This window comes from Pseudomonas sp. PAMC25584 (assembly GCF_058135675.1).
On the sequence record NZ_CM176870.1, the window covers coordinates 4,098,321 to 4,110,241 of the forward strand.

General features: G+C 63.2%; 12 protein-coding genes. 3 read left to right on the top strand and 9 right to left on the bottom strand.

The window, feature by feature from the left end; genetic code table 11:
• Positions 1-132: 132 nt before the first annotated feature.
• Positions 133-1,788, top strand: coding sequence for a lipid IV(A) 4-amino-4-deoxy-L-arabinosyltransferase (arnT, locus tag ACS5Q8_RS18945; protein WP_426101351.1), 1,656 nt, complete (start codon positions 133-135; stop codon positions 1,786-1,788).
• A 9-nt stretch (positions 1,789-1,797) separates the two neighbouring features.
• Positions 1,798-3,315 (top strand): ArnT family glycosyltransferase, encoded by a 1,518-nt coding sequence (locus tag ACS5Q8_RS18950; RefSeq protein ID WP_276193740.1) that lies wholly within the window; start codon positions 1,798-1,800, stop codon positions 3,313-3,315.
• A gap of 96 nt (positions 3,316-3,411) precedes the next feature.
• Here ACS5Q8_RS18950 and ACS5Q8_RS18955 read toward each other — a convergent pair whose 3' ends face one another.
• The 9 genes from ACS5Q8_RS18955 to ACS5Q8_RS18995 all read right to left on the bottom strand — a co-directional run bounded on the left by ACS5Q8_RS18955 (position 3,412) and on the right by ACS5Q8_RS18995 (position 10,323).
• Complete coding sequence (locus tag ACS5Q8_RS18955) at positions 3,412-3,918, bottom strand: hypothetical protein (protein WP_276193741.1); 507 nt, start codon at positions 3,916-3,918, stop codon at positions 3,412-3,414.
• Positions 3,915-4,433 carry a hypothetical protein gene (locus tag ACS5Q8_RS18960; protein ID WP_276193742.1) on the bottom strand — a complete coding sequence of 173 codons (519 nt, stop codon included), beginning with the start codon at positions 4,431-4,433 and terminating at the stop codon, positions 3,915-3,917. Before ACS5Q8_RS18960 ends, ACS5Q8_RS18955 begins: the two co-directional genes overlap by 4 nt.
• The gene (locus ACS5Q8_RS18965; RefSeq protein WP_443696158.1) at positions 4,430-5,056 is read right to left on the bottom strand and encodes a hypothetical protein; all 627 of its coding nucleotides are present in this window, start codon (positions 5,054-5,056) and stop codon (positions 4,430-4,432) included. The genes ACS5Q8_RS18960 and ACS5Q8_RS18965 overlap by 4 nt, the downstream gene beginning before the upstream one ends.
• Before the next feature lie 201 nt (positions 5,057-5,257).
• The gene (locus ACS5Q8_RS18970) at positions 5,258-6,190 is read right to left on the bottom strand and encodes a pyridoxamine 5'-phosphate oxidase family protein (protein WP_276193744.1); all 933 of its coding nucleotides are present in this window, start codon (positions 6,188-6,190) and stop codon (positions 5,258-5,260) included.
• A 79-nt stretch (positions 6,191-6,269) separates the two neighbouring features.
• Entirely contained in the window at positions 6,270-7,154 is an 885-nt protein-coding gene (locus tag ACS5Q8_RS18975; protein ID WP_465159328.1) for a LysR family transcriptional regulator, read from the bottom strand.
• Positions 7,154-8,074 carry a LysR family transcriptional regulator gene (locus tag ACS5Q8_RS18980; RefSeq protein ID WP_465159329.1) on the bottom strand — a complete coding sequence of 307 codons (921 nt, stop codon included), beginning with the start codon at positions 8,072-8,074 and terminating at the stop codon, positions 7,154-7,156. The genes ACS5Q8_RS18975 and ACS5Q8_RS18980 overlap by 1 nt, the downstream gene beginning before the upstream one ends.
• Before the next feature lie 18 nt (positions 8,075-8,092).
• Positions 8,093-8,725: a glutathione S-transferase family protein gene (locus ACS5Q8_RS18985; protein WP_276193747.1), complete on the bottom strand. Its 633-nt coding sequence runs from the start codon at positions 8,723-8,725 to the stop codon at positions 8,093-8,095.
• A gap of 132 nt (positions 8,726-8,857) precedes the next feature.
• Entirely contained in the window at positions 8,858-9,649 is a 792-nt protein-coding gene (locus ACS5Q8_RS18990; RefSeq protein ID WP_253397130.1) for an ABC transporter permease, read from the bottom strand.
• The gene (locus ACS5Q8_RS18995; RefSeq protein ID WP_465159330.1) at positions 9,646-10,323 is read right to left on the bottom strand and encodes an ABC transporter ATP-binding protein; all 678 of its coding nucleotides are present in this window, start codon (positions 10,321-10,323) and stop codon (positions 9,646-9,648) included. The genes ACS5Q8_RS18990 and ACS5Q8_RS18995 overlap by 4 nt, the downstream gene beginning before the upstream one ends.
• Positions 10,324-10,579: 256 nt before the next feature.
• On the opposite strand from ACS5Q8_RS18995, the gene ACS5Q8_RS19000 reads away from it, so the two are divergent.
• Positions 10,580-11,785 (top strand): DUF1835 domain-containing protein, encoded by a 1,206-nt coding sequence (locus ACS5Q8_RS19000; RefSeq protein WP_465159331.1) that lies wholly within the window; start codon positions 10,580-10,582, stop codon positions 11,783-11,785.
• Positions 11,786-11,921 lie beyond the last annotated feature (136 nt).

Below are 11,921 nucleotides of genomic sequence, written 5' to 3' on the forward strand. Positions count from 1 at the left end.
GCATGTTTAACTGCGCCTGTTAGTTAAGGACGTCATGAATAATTTAAGACCCTTAGTGAACACTGTGACTTTTTACCCCCGTGCGTCCTTACACAAATTCCCTACACTTAGACGTCAAGGAGCGACGTTCGCATGACCCGATTCAAACCCCTACCTTTATTGCTGCTGGCCGTTGTCGCGTTTTATCTCCTGCCTTTGGGCCTGCACGGTCTATGGATACCCGACGAGACCCGCTACGCTCAGGTCAGCCAGGAAATGCTCATGAGCGGCAATTGGGCCGCACCGCATTTCATGGGCGTGCGTTATTTTGAAAAACCCGCCGCCGGCTATTGGCTGATTGCCCTCGGCCAGGCGGTCTTCGGCCAGAACCTGTTCGGCGTGCGCATCGCCTCGGCGTTGACCAGCGCCCTGAGCGTGCTGCTGGCCTACCTGATCGCCCGGCGCCTGTGGAACGACCCGCGCAAAAGCTTCGCCTGCGCCTTGCTCTACTTGAGCTTTGGCCTGGTGGCGGGGCAAGCCGGCTACTCCAATCTCGACCCGCAATTCACCTTTTGGGTCAACCTCAGCCTGGTGGCGCTGTGGTTTGCCCTCGATAGCCGCACCCCGCGCGCCCGACTCGGCGCCTGGGCGGCGCTGGGGCTGGCCTGCGCGATGGGCTTCATGACCAAGGGCTTCCTCGCGTTGTTGCTGCCGGTGCTGATCGCCGTGCCCTATATGCTCTGGCAACGCCGCCTGGGCGAATTGCTGCGGTATGGCCCACTGGCGATCGTCGTGGCAGTCGTGGTGTGCCTGCCGTGGGTGTGGGCGATCCATGTGCAGGAGCCCGACTACTGGAATTTCTTCTTCTGGCATGAACACATCCGCCGTTTTGCCTCCGGCACCGCGCAACATGCGCGGCCATGGTGGTTCTTCCTGCCGATCATGGTCGTCGCATGCCTGCCCTGGGCGGCGCTGCTACCGACCACGCTGCACAAGACCTGGAAAGAAAAGCGCCAACCGGCGATAGCCTTTCTCGCCCTGTGGATGCTGCTGCCGCTGGGTTTCTTCAGCCTGAGCAGCGGCAAGCTGCCGACCTACATCATGCCGTGCCTGTTACCGCTGGCGTTGTTGATGGGGCATGCCTTGATCGATGTGATGCAGCAGGGCAAAACCCGCGCACTCCGCATCAACGGCCTGCTCAACTTCGTGATCGGCATGGCCGCGATGGTGACGTTGATCTATCTGCAAATCGGCGATCCGCTATACGGCAACAGCCACGCGGAAATGTTCAGCCTGTCGTTGACCTTCATTGTGCTGCTGGGCTGGGTCCTGACCAACCTGCTGCAAGCCTTTCGCCCGTTGACACTCTGGGCGACGCCAGCCCTGGGCATCGGTTTGCTGGTGCTACTCCTGCCAGCGGGCATGCCGGCGCGGATATCGAATAACGAAATGCCTGACCAGTTTGTGCTGGAGCATCTGGAAGAACTGCAGCAAACCCAGGCGTTATTGAGCAACGAATTAGGCTCGGCATCGGCACTGGCTTGGCGCCTGAGCCGGCCGGATGTCGCGTTTTATGACACCGAAGGCGAGCTGCAATACGGCCTGCAATACCCAGACGCGGTACACCGCAAAGTCGGGCTGGACAACGTCCAGTCGTGGCTGGCCGAGGCGCGCCAACAGGGTTCGGTCGGGGTGCTGATGCGCGTCAGGAGCACCAACGAACACCTTGAGGAAGGGCAACTGCCACCCGGCGGCAAGCGCTATCGCAAGGGCGACCTGGTGCTCACCCTCTATCCGAAATCCCCTTAGGAACCGTCCATGACTGTCTGGAAAACCGAACGTGGCGCCTTGCTGCTATTGCTGGGCGTTTCCGCCCTGCTCCTGCTGCTCGGCCTGGGCAGTCGCGACCTGTGGGGCCCGGAAACCCGCTGGGCGAACATCGCCGTGCAGATGCTGCAAAGCGGTGACTACTTCGACCCCTACCTCAAAGGCACGCCGTATTACGACAAGCCCCTGCCCTCCTACTGGCTGATCACCGGCTTCGCCAACCTGATGGGCGGCCTGGGGCCCTGGTCGCTGCGCCTGTCGTCGGTGATTTCCGCATGGTTGAGCATCTGGCTGGTGTACCTGATCGGCGAGCGCCTGTTTCGCAAAGGCACCGGGCTGATTGCCGGCTGGATGCTCGCCACCACGTTCTATTTCCTGTTCTGGGCACGCGTGGCCACGGCGGACGTGCTCACCGTGTGTGGCGTGCTGGCGGCGGTGTGGTGGTACTGGCGCGGGCCGGATGACACACGACTGTGGCGCTACACGGTGTTTTTCCTGCTATTGGCCGCGACCTCGCTGTTCAAGGGTTTGATCGGTTTTGTGCTGCCGGGCCTGGTGCTGCTGCCGCACCTGCTCAGCGAGCACCGCTACAAACGTCACCTCAACCTGCGCGTGGTGCTGGCGCTGCTGATTGCCGCCGGGTTCTATGCCATCCCCTTTGTGCTATCGCACCTCTACGGCGCGCCGACCTACGGCGAAAGCGGCCTGGCCCTGGTATTTCGCGAAAACGTCGTGCGTTTCTTCGACCCCTTCGACCATATGGGGCCGATCTATACCTATCTGATTTACCTGCCCGCCTACACCCTGCCCTGGGCACCGTGCTGGTTGCTCGGCCTGTGGCTGGCCGTGCGACATTGGCGTCAGACCCCGCCCAACGTGCGCTGGCTGGTATGGGGCCTGGGGCTGCTATTCGTGTTCTTCACCGCCAGCGGCAGCCGCCGCAGTTACTACGTGCTGCCGCTGGTGCCGTTCGCCCAGTTGCTGGGAGCGTGGTGGCTGAACGAACGGCTGGCGAAAAAAACCGCTAGCTGGCCACGCTGGCAGAAAGGCTTTGGCGTTGCCGCCGCACTGATGCTGCTGGTGCTCGGCGTGGCGTACCCGTGGACCAACGGCAACGGCGGCGTAACGCGTTTCGTCGAGGATGTGCACGCTCAAGCCGAGAAGACCGCGCCATGGAACCAATGGCAAATGGTGCTGGTGGAAGTCGACAACAAACTGCCGATGTACCTGCAAAACGGCGGCCAGCCGTTCTACTACGTCGCCGAAACCCAGGACTTCCCTCGCCAGGGCGACAGCGCTGCGTTCATGGCCTGGCTGGAACGCACCAGCGGCCGCCACTTCGACCCGCAACACACGATTATCATCGCGCAGTACTCCAAGGACGATCCCACGCCCCTGGCATACCTGGGCACCGATCATCAAGTGATCACCACTCAGCCGGACAATGGCGAGCGGCTGTTTCACCAGCGTGCGGATGGGAGTGTGGCGTTTATCCCTATGTCGCGCTGACCTGCCCGCCCCTGGCGCTCGACGATAGCCAAAGCCACACGCTGTTGGCGACGCGGGGGTTGCCGCTGCGGCGCGATCGCTTGATTCCCTACCGGCTCACTGATAGGGAATCAAGCGATCACGGTCCAGGTCTCGCATCAGGTCGCCGAGCATTTCACTCTCGCTGCGAGGTTCGATCATGGGGATGTACCAGGTCGTGGCCGTCCAGCCGCCGCGCTTGTAGGCATAGGTTTTCAACAGTTGACCGTCCTTGAACACCGAGCCATGCAATTGGCGCTCGTAGGTGTAGGGCACTGGCACGGTCAGCAGCGTCAGAGCGCCGAGTACTGCGGGGAGCACTCCGGCCCCTTTACCGCCGCTCTGGTCGACCAGCAGGCTGTAGCCGGTCTTGCTGAAACCACCGTCGAGGAAACTGAAGGCGCCGGTATCACGCAGCAACTGGATGACTTCGCGCTGCTTTTGCTGATCGAACCGGGATTCGGGCAGCGGCATGGTGACACTCATCGGCACATAGGCGTGCTGGGCTTTGTAGTCCAGGGGCTTGAGGGCGGTGCTGCAGCCGCCGAGCAACAGCACGGCAGCCATTAAGGTGATCCTGATCATTGCGTGTGCTCCACAGGCAGCAGGCCATCACGTTGTACATCCTGGGCAAAGGCACGGGTGATACGGTTTACGTTCTCTTGCTGCATCCCGCCGCTGCCATCGAGCAGCCAGGTGTATTTGTGGGTGACGTTGCGATAGCTGTATTGCTTCAACAGCTTTCCATTTTGTTGCAGGGAAAACTCGGTGGTGGTGTCGATACTCTGGGACAAGGGCAGCAAAAACAGTGTCGCCGTACTCAGCAGAATTACCGGGAAAGGTGGCAAATCGCGCTGGCTATTGAAGCGGATCAACACCGAATAATCCCCTGCCTTGCCCTGGCCGGTTTCGACACTTCGAAACACCCCGGTTTCGCGTAACTGGTTACGGATTTGCGCGGCATTCAGCGGGTCGTCGACCATGACATGGATCGGCTTGAGGTAGTCCTGACCGTCGGGCAACGCGCGTTCGGGCAGGGTATTGGTGGCCGCACAGCCAGTCAGCAGCGCCAGGACGCTCAGGGTAATAACGCGGTTCATGGACGCATCTCTTGAAGGGTATTCTGGCCCGCAGCGGTAGACAGCGGCGCGATGATATGCGGGGCGGCGCTGCGATAATCCAGCGGTATCAACTCCAGCGCCGGCAAGCGCGGAACCGATTGTCGCGCGATCGGTTCATCGCGACCTTGCTGGTCACGCCAACGGAAGGCGCACAGGGAAGCCCCCAGGCACAGCGAGCGAAATTCACCGAGGTAATAGGCCTTGCCGGCTTGCAGGCGCATCGGCAGGTTGAACTTCTCCCGAGCCTGGACCGAGGTGTAGGTGGTGCCCAGGGTGGGTGAATAGTTGCTGGAGAAGAACTGGAAATCATAAAACTCATAATCTCCCGGTTTGAGCGGCAGCACGAACACACTGGCGGCACCGGCCTGGTCCTTCACATCCTGAGGCGTTTCCCGCCCGGCACCGACCCATATACCGGCGGCCCCGAAGGCGGAGCCACGCTTGCGAAACAACAGGCGCTGGTTGGGTGCGGGAGAAGCATTGAGGTTCTGCGGGCCGATGGAGCCCACAAGATAAGCCACCGGTTCTTCGGGGCCTGGTTGCAGCGGCTGACTGACCAGCGACGCGGGCTGAGTACCGCACCCCGCCAAGGCTGCAGCCATTAAGAGCAAGGCCAAAGGCCTGGAAAAGCAAAACATGTCGAATCCTGAACGCGGGCAAAAAGGGAGCTGCAGACGCCACAGGAAAGACATGCAATGAGCCATCCTGGCGCTGCGCCTCGCGTCACTGCGAGGGGGGCGAATGGTACGGGAGGGATGAAGGTTTTACCACCCGCTCGCCACCCCAGGCTTTCCAGCACCGCCCTACCAACGCCCCATCGCCAGGCTGTACGGCGAAAACTCCGCACCCCCCCACCTCAACGCCAGCGCCGCCGGGCGGCGCACCACCTGCTCCACCGTAACGGTCCACAACCGCTGCGCGCCCTCGAACCGCGCCACCTCGGCCCCGCTGAGGATCAGTGAAGTGCGCCCGGCCAGGTGCATCACGTCCCCCGATGCAAAGTCGATGAACAACAACCCCGCCACCGGATTGGCGTGCAGGTTGCCCAGGGTGTTGAAGAACAGGTTGCCGGCAAAGTCGGGGATGGTCAGCACGTTGCCTTCCACGCGCACGAAGCCTCGGTTGCCGCCGCGATGGGAGACGTCCACCGAGCGTTCGCCGCCGATGTCCACGTAACTGGCGACGAAGAAGGTGTCGGCATTGCGGATCATTGCGCACGCGGCGTCATCCAGGCAGTTGCTGCGCTCGACCACATCCCCGGGTTTACGGGCGACCCCATCGACAGGCCGCAGTTGGATGTATTTGGGGCAGTTGCCGAAGGACTGCACCACATCGACCGCAAAGCCCTCATGATCCAGCGCGCCGACCCGGCCATTCAGGCGATTGCGGCGGCGCGTGTCGAGGTCGATGCCGAGTAAGCCGACCGCGGCCCCTGGATGCAGCGCGGAGCGTGCAGGGTCGCCGGTGCCCGGCAGGCTGTCGATCTGCAAGGTGTGGGGGTCGGGCGAATGGGCAAACCCCGGCGCGCCTTCGATCATCGTCGCCCAGGGCATGCCGTGCGCGTCCACCACGCCGAGCAGCAAGTACGGCAACAGCGGATAAAACCCTCGGTGTTGCTCGGGCAGATGATCGCGGATCACCTTGGCGCCAATCATGTCCATGCGCTCGGCAGCACCTGCGCTTGCTTGCATCTGCCGTTCACCGGCATGCCAGGGGGAGTGTTCGATCGGGTTCATGGCGATCACCTCGAGTTAGATAACCCAATGCTGCGCCCCGCCAGGCAGCGAGAGAATACCCACGTTGAGCAATCGAGCATTACGCCAACTGAAACGCCGGATGCTCGCGCAGCGCCGCCACGCAGTGATCGACAAAACTGCGCACGCGCATCGGTGCATGGCGGCCTTCGCGGTAGACCACGTTGACCGGCAACGGCGCCAACTCGTGGGCGGGCAAGACGCGGCGCAACTGATTGCTGATCAGGTGCTCGTGAACCGGGTAGCTCAGGCAACGGATGATCCCCGCGCCATGCACGGCCGCATTGATCGCACCTTGCACCGTGGCGCAGCGCAGGCGTGTACGGGCCTTGAGGTGGGCGTGGGGGAAATCCCAGTGGACCTGATCGACGCTGGCGATCAGGCGATGTTGTTTGAGATCGTCCGGGTGCGCGGGTGCGCCGTGGGCAGCGAGGTAATCGGGACTGGCGCAAAGGATCTGCCGCACCTGGCCGACCGGCCGTGCGATCAGCGACGAGTTCGGCAACGCGCCGACCAGGATCGCCACGTCCAGCCCTTCTTCGTGCAGGTTGGGGTAATAGTCGTGGTAGCGGGCCGTCAGGTACACATCGGGGTGGCGGTCCAGATAACCGGCCAAGATCGGCGCCATCACGTACCGGCTGAACAGCAACGGCAAGAACACCCGCAGATTGCCCTGGGCCTGCACATGCGAGCCCTTGGCCGAGGCTTCGGCGGCGTCCACGGCGGCCAGCAGGCTTACGCAGTCGGCCAGGTAGGCGCGGCCTGCGTCGGTGAGGCTAACACCCCGCGTACTGCGCTGCAGCAACGCCACGTGCAGGCGTGCTTCCAACCGCGCCAGCGCACGCACCAGCGTCGCGCCCGACACCTGGGCACTGCGCGCCGCCGCAGCCAGGCTCGGTTGCCCGGCCAGCGCCGCAAACAGCTGCATATCGCGATAGCGCTCCATCAGCTAGGCCGCTGCGGCGCCGGGTTCAGGCCACGGTCCTGGGCGAAACGCTGGGTGAGGAAGTCGACGAAGGTCTGCACCTTCGCCGGTACACGGGCGCCCTTCTGGAACACCACCTGGATCGGCAGCGGCGCGGGTTCGAAGGCGTCGAGGACAATCTCCAGCTCACCGGCCGCCACCGCCGCCGCCACCTGATAGGACAGCACCCTCGTCAAGCCCCAGCCGATACGCGCCAGGTTGATCGCGGCGTTGTTTGCCGTGACCACCAGGCGCGGCGCGATGGGCACCGTCAGCAGCCGGTCGCCGTCGACGAATTGCCACTCGCTGATCAATTGGCTGGCCGACGACGTGGCGATCTTGGCTTCACGCAACTGCTCGGGACGTTGCGGCCGCCCGTGCTGATCGAGATAGCCGGGCGATGCGCACACCACCCGCCGCACTTCACCGACCTGGATCGCCTGTTGCCCCGGCTCCTGCAGATGACCGATGCGCACGGCCACGTCGACGCCTTCGTCGGTCATGTTCACCACGCGGTCGACCAGCAAGGCGTTGATGTTCACCAGGGGAAAACGATCGAGATACGTCCCCAGCAACGGCGCCACATACAGCTCGCCAAACAGCACCGGGGCGGTCACGGTCAGTTGCCCACTGGGGATGGAATAACTGCCCGCCGCCGCTTCCTCGGCTTCGTTCAGCTCGGCGAGGATGCGTCGACAGTCTTCTAGGTAGCGCTGGCCGGCTTCAGTCAGGTGCAGACTGCGGGTGGTGCGCGCCAGCAATTGGGTGCCGATGCGCTGTTCCATCGCGGCAATCGCCCGGGTCACGCTGGGCGGCGAAGTTTTCAGGCGGCGCGCGGCGGCGGCAAAACCCTCCTCCTCGGCCACCGCGAGGAACACCTGCATTTCATGAAATCGGTCCATCGGCGTCCCTCTTGAAGGTTACTGTGCTTGCAGACCCACCGCCGTGCGTGGCATGCCGACAAAACCCGGCAACGCTTCGATACTGGCCAGCCACGCGCGCACTTGAGGGTAGTCGGCCAGCGACACATTGCCTTCCGGCGCGTGGGCCACGTAGGTATAGAAGGCGATATCGGCAATGCTCGGCTGCTCACTGGCCAGGAAGCGACTTTGGCCCAGTTGCTGTTCAACCAATTGCAGCAAAGCGTGGGAGCGGCTGATGGCGGTCACGGTATCGACATCCGCGCCAAACACCACCGCCAGCCGCGCGGTCGCCGGCCCGACGTGGAGCTGACCGGCGGCGGCCGAGAGCCAGCGCTGCACACGCGCCTGGCCCAGCGGGTCGCTCGGCAGCCATTGGCCGTTGCCGTACTTGCTCGCCAGGTACACCAGAATCGCGTTGGAATCGGCGAGTACGGTGCCGTTGTCATCAATCGCCGGCACCTGGCCGAACGGGTTGATGGTGTCGACGAATTCAGCGGCCTTGTGTGCGCCTTGCTTGAGGTCTACCAGAATGAATTCACTGGGCAGGCCCAACAGCGACAACATCAGCTCGACCCGATGGGAATGGCCGGACAGGGGGAAACCATAGAGTTTGATCGCAGACTGGGACATGAAAGGCTCCAAAGAAGTGGGGGTCTTGACGCCAGGCATGTTCCGCCGCGGCGTCTATCGATGGAATCACCAGGATTTACAATCGAGCATTTCAGCCGGTGAAACAATCACCAGCGGTTCGTCGCCTGACCTTCAGCGCTCTTGCAGCCGATCCCGCAAAAACCGATGACTCCTGGAAAACAGGCGCCGGTAGGTAAGCAGCACCGCGCCGACCGTGCCCAACGCCGACGAAGCGGCGATCAAAAACATGATCACGATCTGGTACCGCACCGCGTCCACCGGGCTCTCCCCCGCCAGCACCTGGCCGGTCATCATGCCGGGCAGGCTGACGATACCGACCACGGTCATCTGGTTCAGCGTCGGGATCATCCCGGCGCGCACCGCCTGGCGGATCGCTTCCTGCGCCGCTTCCCAGCGTGAGCCGCCGAGGGCCAGGATCATCTCGATGGTGTTGCGGCCCGAGGTCAGTTCCTGGGTCATGCGCTCGATCCCCAAGGACACGCCGGTCAGGGTGTTGCCGAGGATCATGCCGAGGATCGGGATCGCATACTGCGGCTCGTACCACGGGTGGATACGAATTACCGCAAACAAGCCCACCGCCGTGACCAGCCACGAACTGCCCCACACCGACACGATGCTGTCGATCCGTTGCCCACGGTACGTCCGCCGCCCACGCCCCGCCGCCGACAGGCCGGCAATCAGGGTCATCGCGCACATCAGCGGGAGCACCACGTACCAATAGGCGAACGCGAACACCCAGCCCAGCAGGTAACCGATCGCCAGCAGTTGCACCACGGTACGCACGGCGGCCCACAACAACTGGCGCTCCAGGCCCAGGCGCAACGCCAGCGACAGCGCGCCGTTGATCAGGATCAGCGAGGCGGCGATGGCCATGTCCAGCGCGGTCAGGTTTTGGTAGTTCATGGTGGTGTGGCTCCGCTCAGCACACCGGCGCGCATGTGCAGGTGGATGTCACTCATGCGTTGGGCCTGTTCCAGGTCATGCGACACCCAGACATACGCGCGGGTGGGATCATCGGCGAACCAGGCGTCGATCAGCGCTTCGACATCGTGCGAGGACGCGGGGTCGAGGGCGGCGGTGGGTTCGTCCAGCAACAGCACGTCGGGGTTGAGCTGCAGCGTGCGGATCAACGCCACTACCTGAGACTCGCCGCCCGACAGGTCGCTGGCGTTTTTTGCCAGGAAGTCGGGCGACTTGCCGGCGTGCTGCAGCAGCGCCGTGACGGTCGCCAGCTCGAAATGGCGTTTACGCAGGGTCTTGAGGCTGAAGGGGAAACGCAGATTGTCTTGCACCGTGCCGTCGATCAGCGCCGGGCGTTGGGACAGGTAGCAGATGCGGCTGCGGTACTCGGGAATGTCTGTGTCAGCGATCGGCCGGCTATTCCACAGGACCTGCCCCGATGTGGGCGCGTCCAGCAACGCCAGTGCCCGCAGGAAGACGCTTTTGCCGGAACCGGACGGGCCGGTGATCGATACGCGGTCGGCGCGGTGCAGGGCGAAGCCAGTGGGCTGGAGCAAAGCCACCTGGCGACGCTCATCCCGGCACGCAAGGGCGCGGGTTTCGATCAGTGCGCTCATGGACGCGATGCTCCTCATGGTTCGGTCAGGCGCAATGGTGAAGCAGGCGAGCGGGCTTTTCATAGCAAAAGTTCAAACGATGGCGACCGGCTCCGTGGCGGGCGCCTTGCAATCAGCCCCTGCCCTGCCTATATTTGCCGCCTGGCGCTCTCTACGCCACCTTCCGCGGAAAGGGCTGCGCCCAAGACAGTGAAGCACTCCCTCGTTTCTACGACTCCCAACCTTAAAGCGGAAAAGGTGTGTGCAAGGAGCTCGTATGTCGCAACGCCGCGTATCCTCGACCACTGATGGCCGTCTCAACCTTGAGCAGCAGCGCAAGCGCGCCAAGGAACTGTTGGCACGCCTGAAAAGCGAAAACCCCGACGCCACCCTGTCCCAGGCTCAATGGCAGATCGCTAAACAACTGGGTTTCAGCAGTTGGCCCCAGCTCAAGGCCCATGTCGACGCCATCGACTTCGCCGCCCGCCATCCCGACTTCGCCGCCAGCGACGAAGCCCGCACCACCCATTGGCGCTGTGGCAACGACATTGCCCATAGCCTGCAATTGGCGGGGTTCAAGGGGCGCTTCCAGATGCTCAGCGACCCGCTGTGCATGGGCCCGGTTCGCGACCTGCCCCGCGACGAATTCCGCGCCATGCGCAGCGCATTCATCAGCCAGGCTTTTGGCCTGGGCGAAGCGGATGTCGCACGCCGTGTCGCCGATGAATACAACCAACTGGAAACCTTGGCCAGCGCCGAACACAGCGTGCTGTGGTGCGAGGCGGATGCGTATGACCAACTGTTCCTGATCCGCGCCCTGGCCGGTCTTGACCAGGCGCCGCGCAAGCTGGAGCTGATCGAGGTGGAGCGCATCCCAGGGGTAGAACGCTTTATCGGCATTGGCCAATTGGCCCCCGATGTACTGGCGTGGTTATGGCCGCAGCGGCGCTTGATCGATGACGACGCGGTGCAGTTGGCCCGTGAGGCATGGTCAGCCTACTGCGCCAGTTCTCCGCTTGAGGTGGCGGCACTGGCCCAAGGTACGCATCCCGCCCTACCCTTGCTGGCACCCGCCTTGCGACGCCAGTTGCAGGAATTGCCAGGTGCGAGGGATGGGTTGTCACTGACCGAACGCCTGTCCCTGGCCTACATCGCCGAAGCCGGGCCGGTAGCGTTCGGGCGCGTGTTTGCCGAGTTGATGGGCAAGCGCGAACCGCTGCCGTTCCTGGGAGACATGATGTTTCATGCACTGCTGCGGCCGTTGATCGACGGCGAGCAGCCTTTGTTGACGGAAACCGAGACTCATCTTGAATGGCCTCGGCGGGTGCTGGCGTTGACGGCGTTGGGGCACACCGTGCTGAGCGGCGATGCTTATTGGCTGGACCACGCCAGCCATGAACGCTGGGTTGGCGGTGTTTGCCTGAGGCCCGGTCAATCCCATTGGAGCCTTGATGAACAGCTGTCGCCGGTATGGCGGCCTTGATTCGCGGGGGGGATTTCGTCCGGGCCGGACACAACATCGGTGAGGCCCGGCGCAAGGCGGTCGTGCCTTATGGGAATGAAGCAGCGGGTAGTGCTGCTGCAGGAATAGTGAAGGGACGAAGACTGGCGCCCGGATG

Coding starts and splice junctions, on each gene's coding strand:
- ACS5Q8_RS18965 (WP_443696158.1), bottom strand. CDS start 5,056: ATGGCTGCAGCCTTGGCGGGGTGCGGTACTCAGCCCGCGTCGCTGGTC.
- ACS5Q8_RS18960 (WP_276193742.1), bottom strand. CDS start 4,433: ATGAACCGCGTTATTACCCTGAGCGTCCTGGCGCTGCTGACTGGCTGT.
- ACS5Q8_RS18985 (WP_276193747.1), bottom strand. CDS start 8,725: ATGTCCCAGTCTGCGATCAAACTCTATGGTTTCCCCCTGTCCGGCCAT.
- ACS5Q8_RS19000 (WP_465159331.1), top strand. CDS start 10,580: ATGTCGCAACGCCGCGTATCCTCGACCACTGATGGCCGTCTCAACCTT.
- ACS5Q8_RS18995 (WP_465159330.1), bottom strand. CDS start 10,323: ATGAGCGCACTGATCGAAACCCGCGCCCTTGCGTGCCGGGATGAGCGT.
- ACS5Q8_RS18975 (WP_465159328.1), bottom strand. CDS start 7,154: ATGGAGCGCTATCGCGATATGCAGCTGTTTGCGGCGCTGGCCGGGCAA.
- ACS5Q8_RS18950 (WP_276193740.1), top strand. CDS start 1,798: ATGACTGTCTGGAAAACCGAACGTGGCGCCTTGCTGCTATTGCTGGGC.
- ACS5Q8_RS18980 (WP_465159329.1), bottom strand. CDS start 8,074: ATGGACCGATTTCATGAAATGCAGGTGTTCCTCGCGGTGGCCGAGGAG.
- arnT (WP_426101351.1), top strand. CDS start 133: ATGACCCGATTCAAACCCCTACCTTTATTGCTGCTGGCCGTTGTCGCG.
- ACS5Q8_RS18970 (WP_276193744.1), bottom strand. CDS start 6,190: ATGAACCCGATCGAACACTCCCCCTGGCATGCCGGTGAACGGCAGATG.
- ACS5Q8_RS18990 (WP_253397130.1), bottom strand. CDS start 9,649: ATGAACTACCAAAACCTGACCGCGCTGGACATGGCCATCGCCGCCTCG.
- ACS5Q8_RS18955 (WP_276193741.1), bottom strand. CDS start 3,918: ATGATCAGGATCACCTTAATGGCTGCCGTGCTGTTGCTCGGCGGCTGC.